The organism is Caballeronia sp. INML3B, from assembly GCF_023631305.1.
GTDB lineage: Bacteria > Pseudomonadota > Gammaproteobacteria > Burkholderiales > Burkholderiaceae > Caballeronia > Caballeronia turbans.
Genome location: NZ_JALQDI010000001.1, coordinates 163,392 through 190,337, shown reverse-complemented (window position 1 = coordinate 190,337; position 26,946 = coordinate 163,392). Strand labels below are relative to the sequence as shown.

Here is a 26,946-nt window from a genome sequence, read left to right as displayed (position 1 = left end):
AAAAAAGCTGCTCGTTCCCTGTTCTTCAATGTGCGGACGCGTCGGGGATACCCGATAGGTCAGTAGCATCATTCTCGTCGCGCAGTCGCAAAACTGTGGCGCCAGTCGCAATTACTCTGGCGCCCTACGTCTACATTTTGAATCAAACGTCGATATTCCCCGCCCGCAACGCATTACTTTCAATAAACGCTCTCCGCGGTTCGACATCATCGCCCATGAGCGTCGTGAAAATGCCATCCGCAGCAATCGCGTCTTCGATCTGCACGCGCAACAGACGCCGCACGTTCGGATCCATGGTCGTTTCCCAGAGCTGTTCGGGATTCATCTCGCCCAGCCCCTTATATCGCTGCTTGCTGACATTGCGTTCCGCATCGGCGATCAGCCACTTCATCGCGGTCTTGAAATCGGTGACGGCCATCGACCGTTCGCCGCGCTTGATCAATGCGCCTTCGCCGATCAACCCCTTGAACGTATCGGCCGTCGAGACGAGTTGCTTGTAGTCCGCCGTCAACTGAAGGTCTTCATCGAGCACCGTCACCTTGACATTGCCGTGATGGCGCCGCTTGACATGCAGCGAGCGCAACTCGCGCACTTGATCGTAAGCCGCTTGAACGGTCACTTCAGGCTTCAACGGATCGGCACGCAGCCGTTCTTCCAGACGCTTCGCCGACGCATCAGCCGCTTCCTGCGATGAAAGATCGATGACGACGCCATCCATCACCGCTTCGAGCGCCGCCGCGTCGTAGATGCGGCTCAAGCGATCGACCACAGCCTGCGCGAGCAGATACGCGCGCGCGAGTTCGCCCAGCGCATCGCCGGAAATGGGATCAGCGCCCTCGCTCGGGACAAGTTCCGACCCTTGAAGCGCCAGCTTCAACATATGCTGATTGAGTTCGTGCGCGTCCTTCATATAGCGCTCGTCCTTCCCCGCCTTGATCTTGTAGAGCGGCGGCTGCGCGATATAGATATATCCGCGCTCGACGATCTCCGGCATCTGCCGATAAAAGAACGTCAGCAGCAGCGTGCGGATGTGCGCGCCGTCGACGTCCGCGTCGGTCATGATGATGATGCGGTGATAGCGCAGCTTGTCGAGGTTGTAATCATCCTTGCCGATACCGCACCCGAGCGCCGTCACCAGCGTGACGATCTGCTCGGACGAAATCAGCTTGTCGAAACGTGCCTTCTCGACGTTCAGCACCTTCCCGCGCAACGGCAAGATCGCCTGGAACTTGCGATCCCGCCCTTGCTTCGCCGATCCGCCCGCCGAGTCGCCCTCGACGATATAAATCTCCGACTTCGCCGGATCCTTCTCCTGACAATCGGCGAGCTTGCCCGGCAAGCCGATGCCGTCGAGCACGCCCTTTCGGCGCGTCATCTCGCGCGCCTTGCGCGCCGCATCGCGAGCGCGCGCCGCATCGACGATCTTGCCCGTGATGATCTTCGCGTCGCTCGGCGTCTCCTGCAGATAGTCTTCGAGCGCCTTCGCCACGACTTCCTCGACCGGCGCGCGCACTTCCGACGACACCAGCTTGTCCTTCGTCTGCGAGCTGAACTTCGGCTCCGGCACCTTCACCGACAGCACGCACGACAGACCCTCGCGCATATCGTCGCCGGTCGTTTCGACCTTCGCCTTCTTCGCGATCTCGTTATCGATGATGTACTTGTTGATGACACGCGTCATCGCCGCGCGCAGTCCGGTCAAATGCGTGCCGCCGTCGCGCTGCGGAATGTTGTTCGTGAAGCACAGCACGCTCTCGTTGAAGCTGTCGTTCCACTGCATCGCCACTTCGACGGTCACGTTCTCGCGCTCGCCAACCGCGTGGAAGACGGTCGGATGCAGCACCTGCTTCGCCTTGTTGATGTACTCGACGAAGCCCTTCACGCCGCCCGCGAACGCGAAGTCGTCTTCCTTGCCGGTGCGCTGATCCGTCAGGCGGATACGCACGCCGTTGTTCAGGAACGAGAGCTCGCGCATGCGCTTCGCGAGAATGTCGTAGTGAAATTCGACATTGCCGAAGATGGTCGCATCTGCGAGAAAGTGCACTTCGGTGCCGCGATTTTCCGTATCGCCGACGACGGGCATAGGCGAATACTGCACGCCGTCCTCTTCGACGATCTCGCGGTTCTGCACGACGCCGCGCGCGAATTCCATGAAGTGCTTCTTGCCGTCGCGGCGCACCGTGAGGCGCAGCCATTCCGACAGCGCGTTCACGCACGACACGCCCACGCCGTGCAGGCCGCCCGACACCTTGTAGCTGTTCTGGTCGAACTTGCCGCCCGCGTGCAGCTCGGTCATCACGATTTCGGCGGCGCTGCGCTTCGGATCGTGCTTGTCGTCGCGCTTCAGGCCGGTCGGCACGCCGCGGCCGTTGTCGGTCACGGAAATCGAGTTGTCCGCGTGAATGACGACGTGAATGTCGTCGCAATAGCCAGCGAGCGCTTCGTCTATGGAGTTGTCCAGCACTTCGAAAACGAGGTGATGCAAACCGGTGCCATCCGACGTATCGCCGATGTACATGCCCGGCCGCTTGCGCACCGCCTCCAGACCTTCGAGGATCTGAATGGACGAAGCGCCATAGCTATTGTCGGGCTTGTTGTCGGGCTGCGGGTTTGTGTTTTCAGTCATGGAATTTTCCGGTTCTGCGTCACTGCCTGGGTTACTGCTCGAACTTTTCAAAACACCTTAAAAACGCCAAAGGGGCGCGCCGCCCCTTGGAGTGTTCCCGGTATTGCGCGCGTCAGATGCGCATCGGCATCACCACGTACTTGAATTCCTCGTTCTCGGGAATCGTGATGAGCGCACTGGAATTGGCATCGCCGAGGCTCACTTTGAGCGTGTCGATCTTCAGATTCGCGAGCACATCGAGCAGATACGTGACGTTGAATCCGATATCGACGGTATCGCCCTGATAAGCGATCTCCAGTTCTTCCTGCGCCTCTTCCTGGTCGGCGTTGGTCGACATGATCTTGAGCTGGCCCGGCTCGACCAGGCAACGCACGCCCTTGAACTTGTCGGAAGTCAGAATCGCCGCGCGCTGCAACGAACGCTGCAACTCTTCACGGCCGATTTCGAACGTGTTCTTGTGAGACTTCGGGATCACGCGCTGGAAGTCGGGGAATTTGCCCTCGACCAGCTTCGACACGAGCTCCACCTGGCCGAAGCTGAACTTCACCTGCGTCGCGGCGATGTCGATCTTCAAGGAATCGTCGATGTCTTCGAGCAGACGCTGGAGCTCGAGAATCGTCTTGCGCGGGATGATCACTTCCTGGCGCGCGAACGAGCCTTCGATCTTCATCGACGAGAACGCGAGACGGTGGCCATCGGTCGCGACCGCCATCAGCTGGTCGCCGTCCACCACGAGCAGCATGCCGTTCAGGTAGTAGCGGATGTCCTGCTGGGCCATCGCGAAATAGACCATGCCGAGCAACTGGCGGAATGTCTTTTGCGGAACCGAAAGGCTCGCGCCGAAGTCAGTAGCCTGGTTGACCGTGGGAAATTCGTCGGCGGCGAGCGTCTGCAGCGCGAAGCGGCTTTTGCCGGACCGCACCGTGAGGCGCTTGTCGGAAAGATCGAGCACCACTTCGCCGGAAGGCATCGCGCGCAGAATGTCGAGCAGCTTGCGCGCGGCGACCGTGGTGGCGACCTGGTCGCTGCCGACGCCGAAATCGGCGTGGGTCGTGATCTGGAGTTCGAGGTCGGTCGAGAGGAACGACACATCTGCGCCGTTCTTGGTAATGAGCAAATTCGCGAGGATCGGCAACGTATGGCGGCGTTCTACGATGCCGCTCACGGTTTGCAGCGGCCTTAGAAGATTATCTCGTTCGGTCTTGACCAGTTGCATAGAGTTCCTTCGTTGATGTGACGGCCTGTCCGCCGGTTTCGCCACCAGATTTGCCCAACGGACAACCTCGTAACACGCGTTGCCGGCCCCCCGCCGGTCACTCGCGAAAACTGCGCTCGAAAGCCGCCCAGGCCACGGACGGCTAAACCTATATTGTGCCTCAAAACGGAACCGCCCCCTAAAAATGGGGGCGTTTTCATCAAAAAACAGGCGCTCGAACGCAATAAATGACGCGTGCGTTCTCCGCGCCGCGCCCGCAGGCCCTTAGCCCTTCAGCGTCTGTTCGAGCACGTGCAGTTCGTGGTTCAACTGCGCATCAGTGCCGCGCTCGGCCGCGATCTTGCGCACCGCGTGCAGCACGGTCGTGTGATCGCGTCCTCCGAACAGTTCGCCGATTTCGGGCAGGCTCTTCTGCGTCAGCTCCTTCGCCAGATACATCGCGATCTGGCGCGGGCGCGCAATGTTGGCCGGCCGCTTTTTCGAGTACATGTCGGCGACCTTGATGTTGTAGAAGTCGGCGACCGTCTTCTGAATGTTCTCCACCGAGATCTGCCGGTTCTGCACCGTCAACAAATCTTTGAGCGCTTCCTTGGTCAGCTCGATCGTGATGTCGCGGCCGTGAAACTTCGAGTACGCGAGGATCTTGCGCAACGCACCTTCGAGCTCGCGAACGTTCGAGCGCAGATGCTTCGCGACGAAAAACGCGACGTCCTCCGACAGGCTCACGCCTTCGGACTGCGCCTTCCTCATCAGAATGGCCACGCGCATTTCCAGCTCGGGCGGCTCGATCGCGACCGTCAGGCCGGAGTCGAAGCGCGAGATCAGGCGGTCGTCGATACCGGAAATTTCCTTCGGATAGGTATCGCTCGTGATAATGACCTGAGCCTTGTTCGCGACGAGCGCCTCGAACGCGTAGAAGAACTCTTCCTGCGTGCGCGACTTGCCGGAGAAGAACTGAATATCGTCGATGAGCAGCAGATCGAGCGAATGGTAATAGCGTTTGAAGTCGTCGAACGCCTTGCGCTGATACGCCTTCACGACATCCGATACGTATTGTTCCGCGTGAATGTAACGAATGCGCGCGCCCGCCTTGTCCATCAGCAACTGATTGCCGATGGCGTGAATCAGGTGCGTCTTGCCGAGACCCACGCCGCCATACAGGAAGAGCGGGTTATACGAAATGCCCGGATTGTCGGCGACCTGAATGGCGGCCGCGCGCGCGAGCTGGTTCGCCTTACCGGTGACGAAGTTGTCGAACGTCAGCACCGGGTTCAGTTTGGAACGCTCGTAGGCGGAATCGGTTTCACCGCCCGCCGACGGCGCGCCGCCCGGGCGCCACGTGCGCCGGCCGGCGGCGGCTTCGTTGGCGTCGAGGCTCGGCAGATCGAGATCGGCCTGGTCGTCCTGCGTGGCTTGCGCCTGTTGCGCCGCTTCTGCGGCGAGCGCGTTGATATGCGCGGTGGCATTCGCGTGCGCAACCACGGAAGGCGCTTGCGGCACCGCCGCCGACGGCGCCGGAGCGCGCGGCGCGGCGGGTGCGCTCGCGGTCGGGCGCGGCGCGGCGCTCAATCCGCCGCCGATCGCGTTGCGCGCAGTTGCTTTGGGGTCAAGTACGAACTGAACATCGATGGGTGCGCTGAAGAAGTCGCGCGCCGCGTCGGCGATGCGGCCCGAAAACTGGCTTTTCACCCAGTCGAGCTTGAAGCGGTTGGGAGCGGCGATGCGCAGGGTGTTTGCGTCGGCATCGAAGTCGACCGGGGTCAGCGGCTTGATCCACGTGACGTACTGCTGCGGCGTGAGTTCTCGCGCAAGCAGTGCGGAACAGTGTTCCCAGAAATCGTTCATCGAATGCGGTCGTTATGGTTGCTCCGCACCTGCGGGCCGTGCTTGCCGAACGTTCGGACAAGTCCCGGCACAGCCGAGCAGGGATGCTCCGGAGGCTTACGCCACAAGGGTTTGCGGGCGGACGGCGGGCCGAAGCAGCGGGCGGATATTTGGGAGTAAGGCGAGATTCTAACGCCAAACGAGGGCGGCGCGCGAGTTATCCACAGGGTCAAATCAGCACGTCGACGAGGCCGCAAATCCGCCGGAATGCGCGTTCGCTCGCGCTAACCTATTGACGGTCAATAGGAAAACGGTTTAAATAGCGGGTTCCGCGAAAACAGAATTCCTGAACCTCCGGCCATCGCGCTTGCAGTGACCACACTGGAGCCAAGCCCGCGCGGTCAATCAACTCAAGTGAGAGCACCATGAAACGTACTTACCAACCTTCCGTGACGCGCCGCAAGCGCACCCATGGCTTCCGCGTTCGCATGAAGACCGCTGGCGGCCGCAAGGTCATCAACGCTCGCCGCGCGAAGGGCCGCAAGCGCCTGGCCATCTAAGTCTGCCGAATGCCCGCTCGCGGTTGGATCTTGCACTCGACAGCGAGCCGCTCACGCGCCGCACAGAAGTCTTGAAACAGGACATCGTTCAGTTGCCGGCGCAGGCCGCGTTCCCCAAGGCCGCAAGGCTGCTGAAAACGGATGAGTTCTCATCCGTTTTTCGTTTGCGCCCCTGGCGGCGTTCGCCGCACTTCGTTTTGTACGGCAAGCCGTCCGGGACGCAAGCGCGGCTCGGGCTCGTGATCGGCAAGAAGCAGGCGCCGCGCGCCGTCACGCGCAATCTGATCAAACGGCTTGCGCGCGACACGTTCCGGTTGCGGCGTGCGCAGCTGAACGGATTCGATATCCTCGTTCGGCTGCACGCGAAGATCGACCGCAAGGCGATGCCGAGCGCGAGTTCGCCGCCGCTCAGGGCGCTCGTCGGCAGCGAGCTTGAAGCATTGTTCGACCGTGCCGTGCGCGAAGCCGCGCGCCGCAGGGCCGAAACCGTGGCGGCGCCGCCCGAGGCGCCCGCCGTCGACGAATCATCCGGCCCGTCAGGGTCATGAAGCGCGGTTGCGCCAGACGTTTGCCTTTTACGGCGGGTCCGGCGTACGGCGCGAAGACTATGCAAACGGCACTCATCGCGTTGTTGCGCTTCTACAAGGTTGCTGTGAGCCCGCTGCTCGGCAACCGGTGCCGTTTTTATCCTTCCTGTTCCGACTACGCGCGCGAGGCAATCCAGTATCATGGCGCCGCGCATGGCACGTATCTCGCCGTGAAACGGCTGTGCCGCTGCCATCCTTTTTCGGCGGGCGGCGTCGATCTCGTGCCGCCTCCCCGCGGACACGTCGGCTCTGACGACGCGTCCGAATCGCGCCCGGATTCGGGGCAAGACAAGCTTTCAACACTAAACGGCGCTGAAGCGCTTTCCGATCGACACTGAGACAACGCATGGATATCAAACGCACCGTCCTATGGGTCATCTTCTTCGTGTCAGTTGTCCTGCTGTTCGACAACTGGCAACGGGACCATGGGCGCCCGTCGATGTTCTTCCCGAGCGCGACGCAACCCGCCAAGACCGCCAGCAACCCGGCACCGGGCTCCGCCGCATCCGGCGCACAGCCGTCCGAGCTGCCGAACGCGCCCGCGGGCGCGGCCGCCCCCGGCACCGCTACGCCCCCCGCCACGGCGCAAGCCCAGCTCGTCAAGTTCACAACGGACGTGTATTCCGGTGAGATCGACACGCGCGGCGGCACGCTCTCGAAGCTCGCGCTGATGAAGGAAGGCGACGGCAAGCAGCCGGACCTCTACATCACGCTCTTCGATCACACCGCGAACCACACGTACCTAGCGCGCACGGGCCTTCTGGGCGGCGACTTCCCGAACCACAACGACATCTTCACGCCGGTGCCCGGCAAGACGTCGCTGACGGGCGACGAAAAGACGCTGAAGATCGCGTTCGAATCGCCGGTGAAGGGTGGCGTGAAGGTCATCAAGACCTATACGTTCACGCGCGGCAGCTATGTGATCAACGTCGATACGAAGATCGAGAACGTCGGCACCGCGCCCGTCTCGCCGAAGCTTTACATGGAACTCGTGCGCGACAACACGCCGGTCGAGACGCCGCGTTTCTCGCACACCTTCATCGGGCCGGCGGTCTATACGGAACAGAAGCACTTCCAGAAAATCGACTTCTCGGACATCGACAAGAACAAGGCAACGTTCGAGCCTTCGTCGGATAACGGCTGGGTCGCAATGGTGCAGCATTACTTCGCGTCCGCGTGGATTCCGCAGCAAGGCGTGAAGCGCGACATCTACGTGCAGAAGATCGATCCGGAACTGTATCGCGTCGGCATGACCCTGCCCGCGCAGACGATCGCGCCGGGACAGACCGTGAACGTCGATGCGCGTCTCTTCGCCGGTCCGGAAGAAGAACGCATGCTCGAAGGCATCGCGCCGGGACTGGAGCTCGTGAAGGACTACGGCATGGTGACGATCATCGCCAAGCCGCTCTTCTGGCTGCTCGAGAAGATTCACAGCTACGTGGGCAACTGGGGCTGGGCGATCGTGCTCCTTACGCTGCTCATCAAGGCCGTGTTCTTCCCGCTGTCGGCGGCGAGCTACAAGTCGATGGCGCGCATGAAGGAAATCACGCCGCGCATGCAGCAGCTCCGCGAACGCTTCAAGAGCGACCCGCAGAAGATGAACGCCGCGCTGATGGAGCTCTACAAGACCGAGAAGGTGAATCCGTTCGGCGGCTGTCTGCCGGTCGTCGTGCAGATTCCGGTGTTCATCTCGCTGTACTGGGTGCTGCTGTCGTCGGTGGAAATGCGCGGCGCGCCGTGGGTTCTCTGGATTCACGATCTGTCGCAGCAAGACCCGTACTTCATCCTGCCGGTGCTGATGGCCGTCTCTATGTTTGTGCAGACCAAGCTGAACCCGACGCCGCCCGACCCCGTTCAGGCGAAGATGATGATGTTCATGCCGATCGCGTTCTCGGTCATGTTCTTCTTCTTCCCGGCCGGTCTCGTGCTGTACTACGTGGTGAACAACGTGCTGTCGATCGCGCAGCAGTACTACATCACGCGCATGATGGGCAAGAGCAAGCAAAAGCCGGCGTAAGCGGCGGCTTTGCTCTTCCAGATGTGGAAACGCCCGGCTTGCCGGGCGTTTTGCTTTTGTGGGACCGGATTTACCCCTTCATCGAACCATAAAACTGCTCGATGAGTTCTTCGAGCAAATATCGATGATGCGGCGACAGCGCTTCGATCTTCGTCGCCAATTCGAGCGTCTCCTCGGACGCGGGATACCGCTCGTCGCGCGCGAGCGGCTTCGGCGTCGCTTGCGGATTGCCGCTCGGCGGCGGCCCGTAATGCAGCCAGTGCTGATCGACCTTGAACCATTCGGCGAGCGTCTTCAGCTTGTCGAAGGTGGGAATCGAGCGTCCGGTGAGCCACTTGTGCGCCGTCTGTGGCGAAACCGATTCGCCTTGATAGCGCAGATTGAAATGCAGTGCGAGATCAGTCGCGCCGCGCATCTTTTCGGGTGCACGGGTCATCGAGAATTTGAGCCGCTCGGAAAAATCGGCCTTTTCTTGGGGTGTAGGCATGGGCTGGATTGTGCGAGGCAATCGCTGCTTACCAGTCAACCATCCGGGCTAGATTTGGCGCGACTCCGCGTGCTTTTATCTTGAATACGCACGCGAGTTGACTGCTATGTGGCAACAAATTTCCGGCGCAACGTGAGCTTCCGTATGCCTCATCCGTCAGACGGCGTGAAAGTTTCCGTTTCAGCCTCAGTGTAACTTTTTATCTCAAAAGGGCTAACACTCCCGGTGTTGCTGCGCGAGGGCGCGAGAGGCTTCATCCGTACCCCGCGATACAATGCCCGCACTTCGAAACCATCCGACGACACGACCGCCATGCTGAGCAACGACACCGATCCGATCGTCGCAATCGCCACCGCGCCCGGGCGTGGCGGAATCGGCGTGGTGCGTCTGTCGTTCGGCCGTGCGGGCGAGACCGCCGCGCAAAAGGCGATGCACGCTTTATGCGGTCAGGGGCTGGCGGCGCGTCACGCGAGCTATGTGCCGTTCATCGACGGCAACGGCGAAGCCCTCGATCGCGGCATCGCGCTCTATTTCCCCGCGCCGCATTCCTACACGGGCGAGCACGTACTGGAACTGCAAGGCCACGGCGGCCCGATCGTGCTGCAACTGGTGCTGCAACGGGCGCTCGAAGCCGGCCGCGAATTCGGCCTGCGGCTCGCCGAGCCCGGCGAATTCACGCGACGCGCGTTTCTCAACGACAAGCTCGATCTCGCCCAGGCAGAAGCCGTCGCCGATCTGATCGAAGCCAGTACGGAAGCCGCCGCGCGCTCGGCCGGCCGCTCGCTGGAAGGCGCGTTCTCGCGCGAAATCCATGCGCTCGTCGAAGACGTGATCAATCTGCGCATGCTCGTCGAGGCGACGCTGGATTTTCCCGAAGAAGAGATCGACTTTCTCGAAGCAGCCGATGCGCGCGGCAAACTCGCACGCATCCGGCAGCGGCTCGACACCGTGCTCGCCGACGCGCGGCAGGGCGCGCTTCTGCGCGAAGGCTTGTCGGTTGTGCTCGCGGGTCAGCCGAACGTGGGCAAGTCGTCGCTGTTGAACGCGCTCGCGGGCGCGGAGCTCGCGATCGTCACGCCTATCGCCGGGACGACGCGCGACAAGGTCGCGCAGACGATTCAGGTCGAAGGCATACCGCTTCATATCATCGATACGGCTGGACTGCGCGAGACGCAGGACGAAGTGGAGCGGATCGGCATCGAGCGCACTTGGGGAGAGATCGAGCGCGCCGATGTCGTACTGCATCTGCTGGATGCGCGCGAAGGCTTGACACCGGAAGACCAGGCCATCGCGGCGCGCTTTCCGGCGGGCGTGCCCGTCGTGCGAGTGATGAACAAGACGGATCTCGCGGGCGCGCCGTCCGCGGCACATGAGGGTGAAGGTCACGCGCGCGAGGTCAACCTGTCGGCGAAAACCGGCGACGGCATCTCGCTGCTGCGCGATGAACTGTTGAAAATCGCAGGCTGGCAGGCGGGCGCGGAAAGCGTGTATCTGGCGCGCGAGCGTCACTTGATCGCACTGCGCGAGGCGCGCGATCACCTCGGATTTGCCGCCGGACATGCCGACCAGCACTCGCAGGTGCTCGATCTGTTCGCGGAAGAGTTGCGGCTCGCGCAGGACAATCTCAACTCGATCACGGGGGAGTTCACGTCCGACGACTTGTTGGGCGTGATCTTCAGCCGCTTCTGCATTGGCAAGTAGCCCTGCTGTCGTGCACGGCGACGATGTCTGAAACTTATCCCTCACATTCAGCGACCGCCTGACGATGCGTGGCGGACCGTCGAACGCGGCCGTATCGCGCGCGGCGCCTTTGTCTGTTCTCGACGCCGGTGTCGCGGCGCGCTGTGCACCCAGAACAGCTAACGCGAGTTCAGTCCGCAGGGCCCAACAAGACGTCGATTGCAGCCTGTCCTGCAACTTCTCCGACGAGATACGCCCATCGCTCCGTAAAAGGGCCGTTACGCAGTCTTACGCGATCCGCCCGTGCCCCGAGTACCTCGATGTTCTCGGCGCCTTTGATCTGGACGATCACGTCAAACAGGTCCTGCGCAGAAGGAGTTAGCTCGACATGAATCTCAAAACCTCGGTACTCGATCGTCCGCTTCATAAAACCTCCCATTTGGCAGCGGAGACTAGCACGGAAGGCGTCGTCGACCGGACGGTCACGGAGAACGCAAGTCCCGCCACCGAAGGAGATAGACACGAGCCAGACGCAACCTGGCGTTCCAGCTGCGCCGCGAAGGCTTCGGGGATTGGCCTTATGACCTTCCCATGAAAAACCAGGCGCGTTCCAAGCCGATTATGGGCTTCTTTTCTGCTCTGGACCTTGCAGGTATTCCGATGCAGATTCGTCAGGCTCTCGCTTTTTCTTTACTATGAAGCAGCGCACTCCCTCGACGCCGCGCCACACAATCGACGTCCTCGAATACCTTGACTGACTGCTCCATCGAGGCTCACGATTTTCGTGCGGGCGCACCGGTCTGGCTTTCCGCGGTGAAGAACGGCGAGTTCTGGAACCGAAGGGCCGCACCAGATCTCGTAGTTCGGCTACCGGCATCCACCGTGCAGGAGGCGCCATGCTTCACACATTTCTGGCCAATAATCGCGACGAACTGATATCGCGATGCAGGATCAAAGTCGCGCAACGGCCAGCGCGCGGCGCTTCCGTGCTGCAACTCGAAAACGGTGTTCCGCTGTTCCTCGAACAGCTGATAGAAACGTTGAGAATCGAGCAAACAGACCGCCCCGCAGACAGCGTCATCGTGTCAGGCTCGTCGGGAGGCAACTCCGGCCGATCGGAGATTGGCGAGGCCGCAGCCCGGCACGGACACGAGTTGCTACGGCTGGGGTACACGGTCGACCAGGTCGTCCATGATTACGGAGACCTGTGTCAGGCCATCACGGACCTGGCACATGAACGCGATGCCCCGTTTTCGATCGACGAATTCCGCACGCTGAACCGCTGCCTGGACAACGCGATCGCCGACGCTGTGACTGAATTCAGTTATCAACGCGATTTCAGCATGGCCACTCAGCACGCACTGGAAGAAGGCGAACGCATGGGATCGTTCGCGCACGAGCTTCGCAACTTCCTGCACACGGCGACTCTCGCATTCGCCGCCGCGAAGGCCGGGAACTTGCCTTTGTTCGGTGCTACGGGCGCCGTTCTGGAGCGCAGTCTGGCGGGCTTGGGGAAACTCATTGAGCATTCGATCGAAGACGCTCGCAAACCCTCTGGCGATGCCGCGAAGTGGACGCTGTTTTCACTTTCGGACTTCATAAACGAAACGAAGCACGCGGCAAATCTGGCCGCACAACTACGCGGATGCGGCTTTGTCGTAACGCCAGTCGATGCCCGGCTCGCTGTCAGCGGCAATCGCGAGCTGCTTTATTCGGCGCTCGGCAATCTCATACAAAACGCGATCAAATTTACGCGACCACATTCCGAAGTGACCCTGAACGCATATGCCATCGCCGACAAGATTCTTATCGAAGTGAAGGATCATGGCGGCGGTCTCCCGCCGGGTAAAGCAGAGCAGATGTTTCTGCCATTTACGCAGTTCGGAGCGGATAAATCGGGGCTTGGGCTGGGACTGTCCATTGCACGCCGGAGCGTCGAACTGAACGACGGTGTTCTGAGCGTGCGCGATATTCCGGGCGTCGGATGCATATTCACGATCAGTCTTCCGCGGCATACGTTGATGAAGAAATAAGCTTCTGAGCCTAACTGAATGACCGCGCGGACCGTGGAAGCGACATGCGACACAGCCAGCGGGGGCCCAAACCGACTTCTCTCTTCAACGAACAATTCACGCGCCCGGGGGTTTGCCGAGTGCGCGCAGTTCCGCGTTGAGTTTCTCGGCTTCCTCCGGCCGTCCGTGAAACGCCGCTGGCGTGTTCTGGAACATTTCGATCAGATAAACACCGTCGGTGAGCGACAGCACCATCGTCTGAATCGCACTCAGGCTCGGTTCGAGTTCCGTGGCACCGCGCGGCCACATCCCGGCGACGGCGCGCAACAGCAGCGTTTGACCGTTTGCCATGCGCCTCACCTCGCGCACTTTCGCGACGAAGCGCGGTGTGGGATGCCGGGCGAAGATCGGCTGAAGATGCGCCTCGATGCTCGCACGCCCATCAATAGCGCTGCCGTCGAAGCCGACCATGCTGCCGCGCTCGGTAAACCGCGCGGCCATCGTGACCGCGTCCTGCCTGTTCCAGTCGTCGAGCAGGCCGTAGTACACGCGCCGCGCATTCGCGGTCCAATCGTCGGGCTGACTCACGTTGCCTTCTTCCACGCCGCCGCGAAAACGCCCGCGCCCATCAGCAGCGCGCCGCCCGTGCGGTTCACGGCGCGCTGCACGGAAGCCTTGCGAATCGCCTTGCGTGCTCCAGACGCGAGCAGCGCGTACGCGAATGCGTTGGCCGCCGCGAGGCCGACGAAGGTCGCTTCGAGAATCGCGATCTGGGACACACTCGCCGTATGCGGATCGACGAATTGCGGTACGAACGCGACAAAAAAGATGATGCTCTTCGGATTCAGCGTGGTGACAGCGTAGGCGTGCGCCATGATGCGGCTCGTGCGCAGGTCGCCGGTGGGCTGGACGGCGTCCGCATCGACGACGGGCGCGTTCCACAACTTGATGCCGAGGTAGATGAGATACGCCGCGCCGATCCACTTCACCACCATGAACAATTCAGCCGATGCCGCCAGCAGCACGCCGAGCCCGAGCATCGACGCGGTCATCGCGGTAAGGTCGCCGAGCGCGACGCCGAGGGTCGTCGCAAAGGCGTACTTGCGGCCGTGGCCGAGCGCGTAGGACACGACGAGCAGCACGGTCGGGCCGGGAATCGCGACGAGAATCGCCGACGCGATCGCGAACGGCAGCCATTGGGCGAGGGTCATGCTTGTTCTCCTGAGTTCGATGCGTCGATTTATCCATGAACGCGGATCGCTTGCAAGAGGCCGTTCGGCCAGCTTGACGTCGCGCGCCACGCCGATCGTGAACTGTCGTGCACACCTCACCCGTGTTTAATGCGCCGCACCAAAAGACGCGCGGAAGCAAATTGCGACACTTTCGCGACTCCAAATGTGGGCTTTCATTCTCCTGAAAGCGTAAATTCGACGATTTTTTATTAATCCGCGATTTGCTCGCGTCGCCGTATAGACCTGCGACATTCTGACTTGTTGCAGCCGCACACAACATATGCTTGCAAGTTAGGCTGACTCATCTAGCATGAGTCTTGCGGTTATCCGCTTTTAAATACATAGCTAATTGCGAAACGGCTTCGTTAGGAGGCTATACATGCAGAAACGCGCCGGTGCTCTTTTTGCGATGATGGGTTTGTTCGCAGTCGTTTCCGCAGTGCAGGCTCAAGACAGCGTCATACAGGCTCAGCAGACCTTCACGTTCCGTCCCAATTCGTATGGCTGCTTGTCCAAAGACAAGTTCGATTCGGCCGACCAGCATGCGAAAGCCGGCGAGCATCAGAAAATGCAGCAATTTTTCGAGGGATTCGAATGTATTTCGACTCCGGTCGATTCGCATTTTCGCGTGATTCGCGTGGTGGGCCATGACGTCGAATTCGTCAACGCCGCCAATAGCGACACGCAAGGAATGTGGACCGCGGATCGGTTCATCGATCAATAAGCGTTTTCCCCGTTCCCGTGCCTGCAGTCCGGCGCGATTTCTAATCGCGTCGGCGCTTCGATTTGCGCGCGAATTAATCGTTGGACGTAATTCGACGCTGCATTCGTGGGCATCGCTCTGCGCCGCGCTCTCGAGCGCGCGTCTCCCGCTGCCTTCCACATTTCCATCGATTCGCCGCACAATATCGGTTTCGCGCGCCCATCGAACGGGGCGTTCCGATATTCCTTTTTCGCCGGCCAAAAAACCGGCGCCTCATGCTGAATGGCTCTCAAATCCACGATTTACAAGGCCGACCTTCAAGTTGCCGACATGGACCGCCACTACTACGGCGATCATTCCCTGACTATTGCACGCCATCCATCGGAGACCGACGAGCGGATGATGGTTCGCGTCGCCGCGTTCGGGCTGTTCGCCGACGAGCGACTCGAATTCTCCAAAGGCCTCTCGGATACCGACGAACCCGATCTCTGGCAGAAAGATCTCACCGGCCAGATTCAAGCCTGGATCGAGGTCGGCCAGCCCGACGAACGGCGCATTTCGAAAGCGAGCGGGCGCTCGGAGCGCGTGATCGTCATCGCTTATGCCGGCAAGACCGCTGACATCTGGTGGAACGGCGTGAAGGGTAAGGTCGAGCGGCTACAGAACGTGACCGTGTGGTCCCTCGCCGATGGCGTCGCCGAAGCGCTCGGCAGGCTGGCCGAACGGACGATGCGTTTGCAATTGATGGTGCAGGACGGGGACGTGACGCTGAGCAGCGAGACCGTCGATCCGGTTGCGATTCGTTGGAACGTGCTCAAGGCGGGGTCGGCCTGAAGGTCGACGTTCAGGCTTCCGGCGGACCTTTGAGCTCCACCATGTTGCCTTCGGGATCGAACAGATAGAGAGACGGACCGAAACCTTCGGCACCATAGCGCCGTGCGTTTTCCCCGATGCGCGCGCCGTGCTTTTCAAGATGCGCGCGTAACGCATCCGCATCGAACGGCTCGACGCGCACGCAAAGATGATCCATGTTGCGGCCTCTGCCGGGCTGGCCGCTCTCGGGCCGATCGATCTTCGCGCCGACGGCCAGTAGATCGATCAGCGAACGGCCCGCGCGCATTTGCACGAGGCCCAGATCGCGCTGTTCTTTCTCCACTGGACAGCCCAGCACGGTGCGATAGAAATTCACCATGTTGGCGAGATCGGCGCAGCGGATCACGACGTGATCGATTCCGTGGATGTTGAAGTGCATGTCGCCCTCTCACAGTCGATGTGAGATTGAGTCTAGCGCGAATGGGAAAGGAGGCGGGTGGGGGAACAAATGGAAAAGGGCTTGGCGTTAAAGCCGAGCCCTTTGGATTCGTGGTGGAGAGGAGGAGGATCGAACTCCCGACCTTCGCATTGCGAACGCGACGCTCTCCCAGCTGAGCTACCCCCCCAACGAATGCAGATTGTATCACAGCCAGATCGCCCACAGGCAAGCCTTCGGACGATTCCACTCGCGCCTACTTCTCCGGCGCTCCGGCCAGGATCCATCCGACGACTGCCTTGATATCCGTATCGTTCATCCGGGGATGCGATGGCATCGGAATGGACCCCCACACGCCTGCGCCGCCATTCTTCACCTTCTTCTCGAGCTTCGCGCTCGCCTGCGGATCGCCCTTGTACTTCTCGGCGACCTGCTGAAACGACGGACCCACAAGCTTGCGATCGATCGCATGACACCCCATGCACGCATTGCTTCGCGCGATCGCGATGGCACTCGCGGATGACACGGACTGCTTTGCGGCAGACACACCGAAAGACGCGGCGACGATCACCGCGCCGAAAATCACACGCACCATACTCATTTCGCCGCGGGAGCCCGATTAGGATTGCCCGGATGCACGTCTGAGTTCTTCACCGGCGCGGGCGACTGCATGTCGAGCGGACGCGACGTCACGCCCGAATCGGGCACCGTGCCGACCGTCGCGTCAGCGGCAGCGGGCGAGCTTGCCGCCGACACCGCGCTCGCATCGGATGCGGCCGCGGCCTCCAGCGCTCGCGCCTCTTCAGGCTTGATGTACTGGAACACCTTCACGACCTGCTCCACGCCTGGCACGCGCGCGGTGACATCGGCGCCATGCGCGCCCTCGTCCGGCGTGACGAGACCCATCAGATAGACGACGCTGCGCTCACACACCACCTTGTAGTAATTCGCGCGCAAGTCCTTTTCGCCGACCATCGCGGTCTTCACACGGGTTTCGAGATAGGAGTCGTTCGCACGCGACGAGATCGAACTCGCGCCCTGAATCGACAGTTCGTTGACGATGCTGCCCACGTTATTGATATCGCGCACGACGGCCTCGGCCTTCTGCTTCGACGCTTCGTCGGGCACCTCACCGGTCAGCAGCACGCGCCGGTTGAACACGGTCACGTTGACATGCGCCGTATCGGGCAGGTTCTCGTTGATCCGCGAAAGCGCCTTCACCTGAATCTCGCGGTCTTCGGTCTGCGCACCGAGCGTGCGGCGATCCGTGGCGATCAACGTGCCGCCAGCCGCCGCGCCGACGACCGCGAGCGCGCAGCCCTGCAACGTCAATGCGACTCCCGACAACATGCTCACCACGAGCGTGGCTTGGGCCAGCGTCGCCTTGACGCGTGTCTTGTTCATCAACTCCGTTCCCCCTTTCAGTTTCAGTCGTCGCCGAGCAACATCGCATCGATGCCGTCGCACAGACAGTGAATGGTCAGCAGATGGACTTCCTGGATGCGCGCCGTTCGATCGGACGGCACGCAGATGTGAATATCGGTTTCGGCAAGTACGTCGGACATCGCACCCCCGCCCTTGCCGGACAAGGCAATCACGATCATCTCGCGGTCATGCGCTTCCTGAATCGCCGCGAGCACGTTGACCGAGTTGCCCGACGTGCTGATCGCGAGCAGCACATCGCCCGATTGACCGAGCGCGCGGACCTGGTTCGAGAAGATCTGCTCGAACGCATAGTCGTTGCCGATGGCCGTGATGATCGATGTATCCGTCGTCAACGCGATGGCCGGCAAGCCAGGGCGCTCGCGCTCGAAGCGGCCGATCAACTGCGCGGCGAAGCGTTGCGCATCGGCAGCCGAGCCGCCGTTGCCGCAGACGAGAATCTTGTTACCGTTGGCAAGTGCGCCGAAAAGCGTGTCGACAGCCGCCGCGATCGGAACCGCCAGCGCATCGAGTGCTTCGAGTTTGAGTGCCGCGCTGTCGCGGAATTGCTGTTGAATACGTTCGACTGACATCGACTCTCGATCATCGGCCGCGGCGCGCGGCGGTATGTGGCTTGAACGCTCAAAGCGTCGGTTGTTGCGCAGTTTACCGCATGCATCATGCAACGAACCTCGCTCATGCCTCGTCGGCGCGAAACGCATCGGGCAGCCAATGCACGCGACCCGCATCGAACGCGACGACATCGAAGCGGCACGCCGGCAACGCGCCGCGCCAGGTCGCGAGGAAATGCTGGGCGGCGTGCACGAGGGGCGCACGCTTTCTCGCATCGACACTCGCGGCTGCATTCGCGTAGCGCCTGCTCTTCCTCGCCCGAACTTCGACGAACACGAGCGCGCCGCAAGCATCGAGCATCACGAGATCGATCTCGCCGCCCCGGCACGTCACATTGCGCGCGACGAGGCGCATGCGCTGCCGCTGGAGAAATTCCAGCGCACGCGACTCGAAAACATCGCCGAGCGTTTTGGACAAGGCTCCTCCCTAAAAGTTGTCGGCGGGCCATGCTAATCGCGCGTGGCAAAATGACGTCCTTTCCTTCAACGCCCGCGCTCATGCTCCAGATCTCCGAACTCGCCGCCGGGCAGCACTATCCGACAAGCGCGCTCTACGTCGTCGCCACGCCGATCGGCAACGCGGCGGACATCACCGTGCGGGCGCTGCATGTGTTGCAACTCGCGGATCGCATCGCGGCCGAAGACACGCGCAACACCGCGCAACTGCTCGCGCGCTACGGCATCTCGAAGCCCTCGATCGCCGTGCACGAGCACAACGAGCGCGCGGCCGCCGAACGCGTGATCGAGCATCTCAGGAACGGCGAGCGCATCGCGTGCGTATCCGACGCCGGCACGCCCGGCATTTCCGATCCCGGCGCGCGTCTCGTCGACGCCGTGCGCGAAGCCGGGCTGCCGGTCATTCCACTGCCTGGCGCGAGCGCGCTGACGACGGCGCTCTCCGCGGCGGGCGCGTGGGTAAGCGGCTTCTCGTTCATCGGCTTCCTGCCGACGAAGCCGAAGCAGCGCGCCACGCAATTGCGCACGCTCGCGAATCATCCGATGGCGCTGGTGTTCTATGAAGCGCCGCATCGCATCGTGGAGACGACGCGCGCGCTCGGCGAGACGCTCGGCGGCGAGAGGCAACTGCTGATCGCCCGTGAACTGACGAAATTACACGAGAGCCTGCATCGCTGCACCCTGGCCGAAGGGCCAGCGTGGCTGGAAGCCGATGCGAATCGTCAGCGCGGGGAATTCGTTCTGGTGGTGGAAGGCGCGCCCGAACCGCAAGACGCCGACGACGTGCACGACGCACTGCTCGCGACGCTGCTGGAAGAGTTGTCGGTGAAGAGTGCGGCGCGCATCGCCGCGACGTTGACGGGCGCATCGCGCAGCGCGCTGTACGAGCGCGCGCTCAAGCTGGCAAAGCGGCACGAAAGCGCAGACGAATGAAAACGGGCCGTCGCGAGACGGCCCGTCCGGTTCTGCAAGGCGCGGCGTGAGATCAGTTCACGTTGTCGTCGGCAAGCGATTGCGCCTGCTCTTCGCGCGCCGCACGCGCTTCCTGCTGCGTGAGACCTTCGATCTTCACCTTCTGCGTGCCGGCGCCGCGCATGCCGAGCACCGCTGCGGCAGCATACGACAAGTCGATCACGCGCCCGCGCACATACGGACCGCGGTCGTTGATCTTCACGACCACCGTCTTGTGGTTGGACTCGTTCGTCACGCGCACCCACGACGCCAGCGGCAACGTGCGGTGCGCCGCGGTCATCGCGTTCATGTTGAACTTCTCGCCGCTCGCCGTCTTGCGGCCATGGAACATGCGGCCGTACCACGATGCCTTGCCCTTCTGTTCGAAGCTGCCGGCGTCCGGGCCGGTCGTGATCGGCTCGGCGCTCGAAAGCGACTGAGCCTGGGCCGGCTTGTCGGCCGGCAGGGCGGAAAGATGGGAATCGAACGCGAGCGGCGCCGTCGAGCGGGCATTGCTCGTGCTCAGAGAGTCTGTCTTCTGAGGATTGGCTGCGACATCGCCCGAACCCGGCGCGGCGCAACCGGCCAGCACACCAACTGCTAGCAGGCTTCCGACATGTCGAATAAATCGAGCATTCATAGACGTGTTTACGATAAAAGGAGCGGCCGCGCTGCGCTGGTCGGCGCGCGCATGGCTGCTCGAGGCTTTGCCGTGCAAAGCAGAACTCCGCTCGGTCAAGCGAACGGCGAAACTGTGCTCGGATGCGGCGCACTCGTGCCGCAAACGCCCGGTTATTGTTCACGTCTGGCGCAACCTGTCCCCGGCAGCCTGACCAGACCCCACAAGCCGCCATCGAACTTGGCATCAATTCGTGCGCTGAAAACCCTTAGAGCGCAGGAACGGCGGCGTAGGCCCCATCCGGCATGATGGCTGCAAAAACCATCAGACAGACGCGCGGCGTCTGGCCGGACAAGACGTGTGCACCTACTCGAGGTGCTTGAGTTGCAATTGCGAGGCTTTTGGCCCCGGAACAGCGTACTGACAGCGATTGTAAAAACGCACTAGCGTTTCAACCTTCGCCTATTGACGGCATGGTTAAGTCCATGCACAAGTACTGCCATTATACAAAAAAACAGCGGTTCGTCCCGCCGGACCCAACATTTGGTCATTGATTTTCGCTATGACCGTAAGAATTGCCAGTTTGCGGCGGATTCCCAAGTGCTTTCAGCATCACCATTGCATGCGTTCTGGCACCGGTACAATGGACGTTTTTACAGTCCTGCGCGTACCGACGACAGTCATATGAAAGTCATTCTCGTTCCCGTGACGCCCTTTCAGCAGAACTGCTCGATCGTGATCTGCGACGCGACGCGGCGCGCCGCTGTCGTGGACCCGGGCGGTGACATCGAACGCATCATCGAGGAAGTAGAACGGCAGGGCCTGACCGTCGACAAGATTCTCCTGACGCACGGCCACCTCGATCACTGCGGCGGAGCAAAGGCGCTCGCCGACCATTACGGCGTACAAATTGAAGGACCGCACCGTGAAGACGCGTTCTGGATCGACCAGTTGCCCGCGCAGACTCAGCGCTTCGGCTTCTCGAGCGCGGAAGCGTTCACACCGGAACGCTGGCTGGTCGACGGCGACACCGTGCAATTCGGCAACGAGTCGATGGAAGTTTATTTCTGCCCGGGTCACACGCCGGGCCACGTCGTGTTCTTCAGCCGTGAGCACAAGCTCGCGTTCGTCGGCGATGTGCTGTTCGCCGGTTCCGTCGGACGCACGGATTTTCCGCGTGGCAATCACGCTGAACTTATCCGCTCGATCCGCGAGAAGCTGTGGCCGCTCGGCGACGAGGTCACGTTCGTGCCCGGTCACGGCCCGGCATCGACTTTCGGCGAAGAACGGCGCACCAACCCGTTCGTGCGCGACGGAGTGACAGCGTGAACGCGATTCCCGAAATCTACGTCAGCACCGACGTCGAAGCCGATGGCCCGATTCCCGGACCGCATTCCATGCTGAGCTTCGCCTCGGCAGCGTTCACGGCCGACAAGCAACTCATCGGCACTTTTTCGGCCAATCTCGAAACGCTGGAAGGCGCGGCGCCCCATCCGGTCCAGGCCGCATGGTGGAAAACGCAGCCGGACGCGTGGGCCGCGTGCCGCAAGGATTTACAGAAGCCGGAGATCGCGCTGCCGGCTTATGTCGAATGGGTGGAGGCGCTGCCGGGCAAGCCGGTGTTCGTCGCGTATCCGGCGGGCTTCGACTTCACGTATATGTTCTGGTACATGATGCGCTTTGCCGAGCGCTGCCCGTTCTCGTGGTCCGCGCTCGATATCAAGACGCTCGCCTTCGCGATGACCGGCCTGCCGTATCGCAAGGCAATCAAGCCGCGTCTGCCGAAGCATTGGTTCGATGAGCTGCCGCACACGCACGTCGCACTCGACGACGCGATCGAGCAAGGCGCCCTCTTTTGCAACATGCTTGCGGAGCTGCGGGCATCGCAGGCCGCGATGGCTCGGACATCGGCCGAACCGAGCGGCGATGCCGAAGGTAAAACCGCGCAGTCAGGCCAGTGAGTTAGGGAAACTCCCTCAGTGCGGGCGCCTTGCATTGCGTTTCTTTTCTGGCGCCTCTACCATGAGAGTCAAATCGCGACCGAACGGAGGCGCAGTTGACTCTCGATACATTCTCACAAAAAATCCTGCGTCTTCTGCAACTGGACGCACGACGCTCCGTTCAGGAAATTTCCGACCAGGTCGGCTTGTCGAGCACGCCGTGCTGGCGCCGCATCAAGGATATGGAGCAATCGGGCGTCATTCAGCGCTATACGGCGCTGCTCGACCGCGAGAAACTCGGCCTTCACGTCTGCGCGCTCGCGCATATCCATCTCACGCGTCACACCGAAGGCGGCGTCGAGCAGTTCGAGCGGGAAATCGCCACTTGTCCGGAAGTCACCGAGTGCTATAGCACGACCGGCGAATCCGATTACATCCTCAAGATCGTTGCGCCGGATATCAAGGCGTATGACGCGTTCCTGCACGATCGCATCTTCAAGATTCCCGCCGTCGCGCAAGTGCGAACGAGCGTGGTGCTTCGCGAAATCAAGTTCGACACGCAATTGCCGCTCTGAGCGGCGTTTTAGCGTGGCGTATCGATCGCGCGCTTCGTCGCCGAGGCGGGCGCGTAATCCAGCGCTTGTGCGATGTGAATCTCACGCGCTCCGATCTTGCGCCTGAGCGCGTCGAAATCGATCGACTCCAGTTTCGCTGCGGTGTCCGGCGCGCCTGGCGCGGGCAGCATGACATCGACATTGAAGCCGCTGCTCAGGTAATGCAGGTTCAAGCTCTCGACGGGCATTCCGTGTTGTGCGAACGCCGCCCGCACAGCGTCGCTGACGGTTGAACGCAACGGAAAGTTGCCCGGCAGCGGATTGAGTTCATCGAGTTCGGGGTCGACATGAATGAGTGCGTCGATGACCCGCGTGTCGGCCAGCATGTTCGCGCGCGCCGATTCGGCGATGTAGTGGCCTTCCGAAACCGAGATGAGCGGATCGACCAGAATGTGCGCATCGACGATGGCGAGATCGCCCATTTTGCGTGTGCGGAACTCATGGACCTCACGCACGCCGGGCGTGGCCAGCAGAATAGTTCGCAAATCCTCGGTAGTCGTTTGATCGAGCGCGCGATCGGAAAGGTCTTGTAATGCGTCCCACGCAAACGTCCATCCCATCTTGCCGATCATGAAACCGACGAGCGCAGCGGCGATCGGGTCCAAAATGCGGAATCCGGCCAGACTGCCGATTATCCCAAGCGCGACAACCAGCGAAGAAGCGGCATCGGATCGCGCGTGCCACGCATTTGCGACGAGCATCGAGGAGCGCACCCGTTCAGCCGCCCGCAGCATATAGCGAAAGAGCGCTTCCTTGGAAAGGAGCACGATTATCGCAACAGCCAGCGCGCCGACCTTTACCGGCGGAATATCCTGAAGGTTGACGATTCGCGCGCCTGCGCGCCATAGCATTCCGACGCCCACCGCGACGAGTAATCCGCCGAGGAATAATGACGCCACGGTTTCATACCGGCTATGCCCGTAGTTATGATCGACGTCCGGGGCCGCGCCTGCGTGCTTGTTCGCAATCAACACGAGAAAATCCGACACGATGTCGGCAAGCGAATGAACGCCATCCGCAATCAGTGCCTGTGAGTGCGCAACAAAGCCCACGACGAGTTGCGCTGCGGTAAGCCCGCTATTTACCGCGATGCTCGTCCAGGTGGTTCTTCGGGCAACCTCCTGCTTTTCCGCAGCGTGCGTTGTTGAAAGCGGCATGTAATTATGCTCGGTGTACTCGGGCCTTTTCAGATTCCTATTTTATCAGCGGTGCGTCGCGACGCTTTTATGCGTCAACGACAATAGTCCGGAATCGGCCTTGAACACGCCGGCTGCGTGCAGAATAAGTGACCGAAGAGGCCGTTTATGCAACTGCGAAATAAAAAAGCCGCGTGTCGAGACGCGGCTTTTCAGGCACGATCCTGCTCAGCGCTTATTTGCCGATGAGGAAGCTGTCCCGATCCTGTCCGGCGATCCACTTCGGCGGCTTGCCGCGACCGGACCACGTGCTGCCGCTTTCGGGATCACGATATTTCGGCGCCACACCAGAACGGCTGCGCGCCGCCTTCGTACCTTTAGCACCCCGACCGCCAGCCAGTTCCTGAAGCGTGATCCCGTAATCCGCCATTTTCTGCTTGATCTCATTAAGCACTTCGGCGTATTCGCGCGACTTGGCTTCTTCAATCTGGCGTTCGAGAGACTCGCGTTGTGCGAGGAGTTCCTTGTATGACGGCATGGCAATTCCCTAAGTGGTTTGCTGGCTTGCGAATCAACGCGCTCGCTTTCAGTTATCAGTATAGCCTCGGCTGGCACGCAGATTAACACAGTTCTCTTTAACGCGGCATGTGCGAATCGCCACTTAATAAAAAGTTTCGCAACTTTCTTCGTAACATTTGCCGAAAATTCCGAAGTTTGGCGCGGCTGATGAGCTGGTGTAAAAAACCCGCTCCTTTGACCTGCCGCCGGCAGCGTGGCATCCGATGAAAACAACGACGATAAAGTCAGCCGCAAAGTTTCATGAGATGACAATTTACCCGGTTCATTGAGCCAGTCTGTGCGATCGCCGCGAAATCGGGCCGCAACAAGCCGGATTTATCGCTGTGAAATGTCGCGTTGCCGCTCGAAACAATCCTTTAGCGCCGCTTTCAATTCCTCGTTCGTCTGTTTCGGGTAATCGAATGTAAAACGATTGCGCGTAGCGGTAAGCAGCAAATCGCAGCCGTACCGGTCCACCCCCAATAAGCGGAGATTCTCCGGGCGGCCCGCGAAAGCATCAAAATATTCCCATAACGACGATTCGTCTGCCGCGCTAACCGGTGGCAGCGCATCGAGTTCTTCGCCGGCGAGCCATCCCATCGCGCCGAATCCGCCGATATACCGCATGCGTTCCACCGACATCACCCAGAAAGAGAAATCGCCGAGTTCCAGATAACGCGCCGCATCCGGGTGATACCGCAGATAACGGCGCGCGAGTTCGGCGCCCTCCTCCGGGCTCGCGGGCGCGAAGCTGCCGAGCATCGTCAGGCGTTGACCGTCCAGCACGCCGCCGTCCGCCGGATGTGCGACCAGAAACCCGGCGCGCGCATCGGCGTGAAGATTGCGCGTGTGCTCGGCAAGATGGCTGATCAGCAGCATCGGCACGTGACGAGCGGTCGGCGCGAACGGCAGCGCTGTCGGATAGGGAAAGCCGCGCGGCTCGCGCGAATGCGTGGCGAGCGTGCCTTCGGACATGCGATGCAGCAAATGAAGCGGCGCTTGCGGTGGAATGTTCATGCAGGTCTCGTTCGTTCGTCGATTCGTCGAACGATGGTAATGCAGCGCATCCCAGCGTGTCGCCTGGCCGTTCGATAGAATCGAAAGCCTTCGCGTCCGATGGCATCATGCCCGGTCACGCTCTCGTTTCGCGCAACCTTCAAAACGGTTCCTCTCGTGTCCGACTCGACTACCGCCTCCGCCGCCTGCGAAATCAATCCGACGCTCGCGCTGCATCGCAGCCTTCCGCATGCCACGCGCGTCCGTGCACGCTACGCGACGATGGCCGTCTTCTTCATCGCGGGCATGATGTACGCGTCGTGGGGCGTGCACGTGCCGACCGTGCGCGACAAGTTCGCGCTCAGCCCGGGCATGCTGTCGTTTGCACTGCTCGCCGTCGCGGGCGGTTCGATCTTTGCGATGCTCACGGCCGGATCGTGGATCGCGCGTGCCGGCACGCGCACCGCCTGCCTGGCGGGCGGCATCACGATGATGCTCTGCGGCTCGCTGATCCTGGTGACGCCTTCGTATTGGCTGCTCCTGATCGTGCTTGCGATCTTCGGCTTCGGCATGGCGACGCTCGATGTCGCGATGAACGCCGAAGCGAGCGCGGTCGAACAGGCATTGGGGCGCCCGATCATGTCGTCGCTGCACGGCATGTTCAGCATCGGCGGGATGGCGGGCGCGGCAGTCGGCGGCGCGCTGCTCGCGCACGGGCTCTCACCCGCCGCACATCTCGCGCTCGCATCGGGCGTGAGCCTCATCGTCCTGCTCGTTTCGATGCCCGCCGTGTTACCGCATGTTCCTCATCACGACGAGCACGCAAAGGCGTCGTCGTCGAACCGCTGGCGCTCGGGCGCGCTGTGGGCGCTCGGCGGCCTGGCGCTGATTGCGCTGATCGCGGAAGGCGCGATGTACGACTGGGCCACCGTCTATATGCGCGATGTCGTCGAGGCCACGCCGTCGGTGTCGAGCGCGGCCTACGCGGCGTTCTCCGGCGGCATGGCGGCCGGGCGCTTCGGCGGCGACGCGGTGCGCGCGCGTTTCGGTGCGCCGCAACTGATCTTCGGAAGCGCGGGTCTCGCGTTCATCGGCATGGTGATGGCGCTCGTGTTGCCGAACACCATCGCCACGATGACCGGATTCACGCTGATGGGCCTCGGTCTCGCGAACATGATGCCTGTGCTGTTCGCGGCGGCGGCGCGCGTCGAAGGCGTCACCGCGGCCGAAGGACTCGCGCAGGTCGCGGGCCTCGCGTACTTCGGCTTGCTGCTCGGGCCGGTGCTGATCGGCGGGGTCGCGCAGATCAGCACGCTGCCGACCGGCCTGTGCGTCGTGGCGGCGTGCTGCCTGATCATCACGGTCATCGGGCCGCGCATTCTGAAGCGCTGGAAAATATAAAGCGCGCGGGCCTTTCGGCTCCGCGCGC

At 61.5% G+C, this 26,946-nt stretch carries 29 protein-coding genes and 1 tRNA gene; 13 read left to right on the top strand and 17 right to left on the bottom strand.

Annotated elements, in window-relative coordinates; translation table 11 throughout:
• Positions 1-142 precede the first annotated feature (142 nt).
• From gyrB to dnaA, 3 genes are all read right to left on the bottom strand, one after another.
• Entirely contained in the window at positions 143-2,626 is a 2,484-nt protein-coding gene (gene gyrB / locus NCS58_RS00880) for a DNA topoisomerase (ATP-hydrolyzing) subunit B (RefSeq protein WP_061116704.1), read from the bottom strand.
• Positions 2,627-2,738: 112 nt separating this feature from the next.
• Positions 2,739-3,842 carry a DNA polymerase III subunit beta gene (dnaN, locus tag NCS58_RS00875; protein WP_061116703.1) on the bottom strand — a complete coding sequence of 368 codons (1,104 nt, stop codon included), beginning with the start codon at positions 3,840-3,842 and terminating at the stop codon, positions 2,739-2,741.
• A 264-nt stretch (positions 3,843-4,106) separates the two neighbouring features.
• Positions 4,107-5,687 carry a chromosomal replication initiator protein DnaA gene (dnaA, locus tag NCS58_RS00870; RefSeq protein WP_061116702.1) on the bottom strand — a complete coding sequence of 527 codons (1,581 nt, stop codon included), beginning with the start codon at positions 5,685-5,687 and terminating at the stop codon, positions 4,107-4,109.
• A 404-nt stretch (positions 5,688-6,091) separates the two neighbouring features.
• On the opposite strand from dnaA, the gene rpmH reads away from it, so the two are divergent.
• Genes rpmH through yidC form a run of 4 tightly spaced genes read left to right on the top strand, consistent with a single transcriptional unit; the run spans position 6,092 to position 8,830 of the window.
• On the top strand, positions 6,092-6,226 hold the full coding sequence (gene rpmH, locus NCS58_RS00865) for a 50S ribosomal protein L34 (RefSeq protein ID WP_004198824.1): 135 nt from the start codon (positions 6,092-6,094) through the stop codon (positions 6,224-6,226).
• A 23-nt stretch (positions 6,227-6,249) separates the two neighbouring features.
• Positions 6,250-6,774 carry a ribonuclease P protein component gene (rnpA, locus tag NCS58_RS00860; RefSeq protein ID WP_409241521.1) on the top strand — a complete coding sequence of 175 codons (525 nt, stop codon included), beginning with the start codon at positions 6,250-6,252 and terminating at the stop codon, positions 6,772-6,774.
• A gap of 59 nt (positions 6,775-6,833) precedes the next feature.
• Positions 6,834-7,151, top strand: a complete 318-nt coding sequence (gene yidD, locus NCS58_RS00855) for a membrane protein insertion efficiency factor YidD (RefSeq protein WP_061116925.1) — start codon at positions 6,834-6,836, stop codon at positions 7,149-7,151.
• Positions 7,152-7,159: 8 nt separating this feature from the next.
• On the top strand, positions 7,160-8,830 hold the full coding sequence (gene yidC, locus NCS58_RS00850) for a membrane protein insertase YidC (protein WP_250537620.1): 1,671 nt from the start codon (positions 7,160-7,162) through the stop codon (positions 8,828-8,830).
• Between the two features lie 70 nt (positions 8,831-8,900).
• On the opposite strand, the gene NCS58_RS00845 is transcribed toward yidC, so the two are convergent.
• Positions 8,901-9,317 carry a transcriptional regulator gene (locus NCS58_RS00845; RefSeq protein ID WP_250537619.1) on the bottom strand — a complete coding sequence of 139 codons (417 nt, stop codon included), beginning with the start codon at positions 9,315-9,317 and terminating at the stop codon, positions 8,901-8,903.
• 312 nt (positions 9,318-9,629) lie between these two features.
• Here NCS58_RS00845 and mnmE point away from each other — a divergent pair, with 312 nt between their 5' ends.
• Complete coding sequence (gene mnmE, locus NCS58_RS00840) at positions 9,630-11,018, top strand: tRNA uridine-5-carboxymethylaminomethyl(34) synthesis GTPase MnmE (RefSeq protein ID WP_250537618.1); 1,389 nt, start codon at positions 9,630-9,632, stop codon at positions 11,016-11,018.
• 169 nt (positions 11,019-11,187) lie between these two features.
• Here the strand turns inward: mnmE and NCS58_RS00835 are convergent, their stop codons facing one another.
• Positions 11,188-11,424 (bottom strand): hypothetical protein, encoded by a 237-nt coding sequence (locus NCS58_RS00835; RefSeq protein WP_061116924.1) that lies wholly within the window; start codon positions 11,422-11,424, stop codon positions 11,188-11,190.
• Positions 11,425-11,893: 469 nt separating this feature from the next.
• Between NCS58_RS00835 and NCS58_RS00830 the strand changes: the two genes are divergently transcribed.
• A complete protein-coding gene (locus NCS58_RS00830; RefSeq protein ID WP_250537617.1) occupies positions 11,894-13,030 on the top strand; it encodes a sensor histidine kinase KdpD in 1,137 nt (378 codons plus the stop codon).
• A 96-nt stretch (positions 13,031-13,126) separates the two neighbouring features.
• Here the strand turns inward: NCS58_RS00830 and NCS58_RS00825 are convergent, their stop codons facing one another.
• The gene (locus NCS58_RS00825; protein ID WP_250537616.1) at positions 13,127-13,597 is read right to left on the bottom strand and encodes an SgcJ/EcaC family oxidoreductase; all 471 of its coding nucleotides are present in this window, start codon (positions 13,595-13,597) and stop codon (positions 13,127-13,129) included.
• Positions 13,594-14,220, bottom strand: coding sequence for a LysE family translocator (locus NCS58_RS00820; RefSeq protein ID WP_250537615.1), 627 nt, complete (start codon positions 14,218-14,220; stop codon positions 13,594-13,596). Before NCS58_RS00820 ends, NCS58_RS00825 begins: the two co-directional genes overlap by 4 nt.
• A gap of 400 nt (positions 14,221-14,620) precedes the next feature.
• Between NCS58_RS00820 and sap1 the strand changes: the two genes are divergently transcribed.
• Together sap1 and NCS58_RS00810 are read left to right on the top strand one after the other, a co-directional pair.
• On the top strand, positions 14,621-14,965 hold the full coding sequence (gene sap1 / locus NCS58_RS00815; protein WP_250537614.1) for a surface attachment protein Sap1: 345 nt from the start codon (positions 14,621-14,623) through the stop codon (positions 14,963-14,965).
• Positions 14,966-15,226: 261 nt separating this feature from the next.
• Positions 15,227-15,778 carry a YaeQ family protein gene (locus tag NCS58_RS00810; RefSeq protein ID WP_250537613.1) on the top strand — a complete coding sequence of 184 codons (552 nt, stop codon included), beginning with the start codon at positions 15,227-15,229 and terminating at the stop codon, positions 15,776-15,778.
• A 10-nt stretch (positions 15,779-15,788) separates the two neighbouring features.
• Here NCS58_RS00810 and NCS58_RS00805 read toward each other — a convergent pair whose 3' ends face one another.
• The 6 genes from NCS58_RS00805 to NCS58_RS00780 all read right to left on the bottom strand — a co-directional run bounded on the left by NCS58_RS00805 (position 15,789) and on the right by NCS58_RS00780 (position 18,665).
• Complete coding sequence (locus tag NCS58_RS00805) at positions 15,789-16,196, bottom strand: VOC family protein (protein ID WP_250537612.1); 408 nt, start codon at positions 16,194-16,196, stop codon at positions 15,789-15,791.
• A gap of 111 nt (positions 16,197-16,307) precedes the next feature.
• Positions 16,308-16,383 (bottom strand) — tRNA-Ala (locus NCS58_RS00800).
• A gap of 66 nt (positions 16,384-16,449) precedes the next feature.
• A complete protein-coding gene (locus tag NCS58_RS00795; protein ID WP_250537611.1) occupies positions 16,450-16,794 on the bottom strand; it encodes a c-type cytochrome in 345 nt (114 codons plus the stop codon).
• Positions 16,791-17,597 carry a BON domain-containing protein gene (locus tag NCS58_RS00790; RefSeq protein WP_061116920.1) on the bottom strand — a complete coding sequence of 269 codons (807 nt, stop codon included), beginning with the start codon at positions 17,595-17,597 and terminating at the stop codon, positions 16,791-16,793. Before NCS58_RS00790 ends, NCS58_RS00795 begins: the two co-directional genes overlap by 4 nt.
• 23 nt (positions 17,598-17,620) lie before the next feature.
• Positions 17,621-18,208, bottom strand: coding sequence for a phosphoheptose isomerase (locus NCS58_RS00785; protein ID WP_061116675.1), 588 nt, complete (start codon positions 18,206-18,208; stop codon positions 17,621-17,623).
• Between the two features lie 103 nt (positions 18,209-18,311).
• On the bottom strand, positions 18,312-18,665 hold the full coding sequence (locus NCS58_RS00780) for a YraN family protein (protein ID WP_250537610.1): 354 nt from the start codon (positions 18,663-18,665) through the stop codon (positions 18,312-18,314).
• An 80-nt stretch (positions 18,666-18,745) separates the two neighbouring features.
• Here NCS58_RS00780 and rsmI point away from each other — a divergent pair, with 80 nt between their 5' ends.
• Entirely contained in the window at positions 18,746-19,636 is an 891-nt protein-coding gene (gene rsmI, locus NCS58_RS00775; RefSeq protein WP_250537609.1) for a 16S rRNA (cytidine(1402)-2'-O)-methyltransferase, read from the top strand.
• Positions 19,637-19,688: 52 nt separating this feature from the next.
• On the opposite strand, the gene NCS58_RS00770 is transcribed toward rsmI, so the two are convergent.
• Positions 19,689-20,294 carry a septal ring lytic transglycosylase RlpA family protein gene (locus NCS58_RS00770; RefSeq protein ID WP_250537608.1) on the bottom strand — a complete coding sequence of 202 codons (606 nt, stop codon included), beginning with the start codon at positions 20,292-20,294 and terminating at the stop codon, positions 19,689-19,691.
• A 663-nt stretch (positions 20,295-20,957) separates the two neighbouring features.
• Between NCS58_RS00770 and NCS58_RS00765 the strand changes: the two genes are divergently transcribed.
• From NCS58_RS00765 to NCS58_RS00755, 3 genes are all read left to right on the top strand, one after another.
• Entirely contained in the window at positions 20,958-21,602 is a 645-nt protein-coding gene (locus tag NCS58_RS00765; RefSeq protein WP_061116672.1) for an MBL fold metallo-hydrolase, read from the top strand.
• Complete coding sequence (locus tag NCS58_RS00760) at positions 21,599-22,234, top strand: hypothetical protein (protein WP_061116671.1); 636 nt, start codon at positions 21,599-21,601, stop codon at positions 22,232-22,234. Before NCS58_RS00765 ends, NCS58_RS00760 begins: the two co-directional genes overlap by 4 nt.
• Positions 22,235-22,329: 95 nt before the next feature.
• Positions 22,330-22,788: an Lrp/AsnC family transcriptional regulator gene (locus NCS58_RS00755; protein ID WP_008352298.1), complete on the top strand. Its 459-nt coding sequence runs from the start codon at positions 22,330-22,332 to the stop codon at positions 22,786-22,788.
• An 8-nt stretch (positions 22,789-22,796) separates the two neighbouring features.
• On the opposite strand, the gene NCS58_RS00750 is transcribed toward NCS58_RS00755, so the two are convergent.
• The 3 genes from NCS58_RS00750 to NCS58_RS00740 all read right to left on the bottom strand — a co-directional run bounded on the left by NCS58_RS00750 (position 22,797) and on the right by NCS58_RS00740 (position 25,538).
• The gene (locus tag NCS58_RS00750) at positions 22,797-23,984 is read right to left on the bottom strand and encodes a cation diffusion facilitator family transporter (RefSeq protein WP_061116670.1); all 1,188 of its coding nucleotides are present in this window, start codon (positions 23,982-23,984) and stop codon (positions 22,797-22,799) included.
• A 214-nt stretch (positions 23,985-24,198) separates the two neighbouring features.
• Entirely contained in the window at positions 24,199-24,501 is a 303-nt protein-coding gene (locus tag NCS58_RS00745; protein ID WP_061116669.1) for an H-NS family nucleoid-associated regulatory protein, read from the bottom strand.
• Positions 24,502-24,857: 356 nt separating this feature from the next.
• Positions 24,858-25,538, bottom strand: coding sequence for a HugZ family protein (locus NCS58_RS00740; protein WP_250537607.1), 681 nt, complete (start codon positions 25,536-25,538; stop codon positions 24,858-24,860).
• 156 nt (positions 25,539-25,694) lie between these two features.
• Here NCS58_RS00740 and NCS58_RS00735 point away from each other — a divergent pair, with 156 nt between their 5' ends.
• On the top strand, positions 25,695-26,918 hold the full coding sequence (locus NCS58_RS00735) for an MFS transporter (RefSeq protein WP_250477251.1): 1,224 nt from the start codon (positions 25,695-25,697) through the stop codon (positions 26,916-26,918).
• Positions 26,919-26,946: the final 28 nt, after the last annotated feature.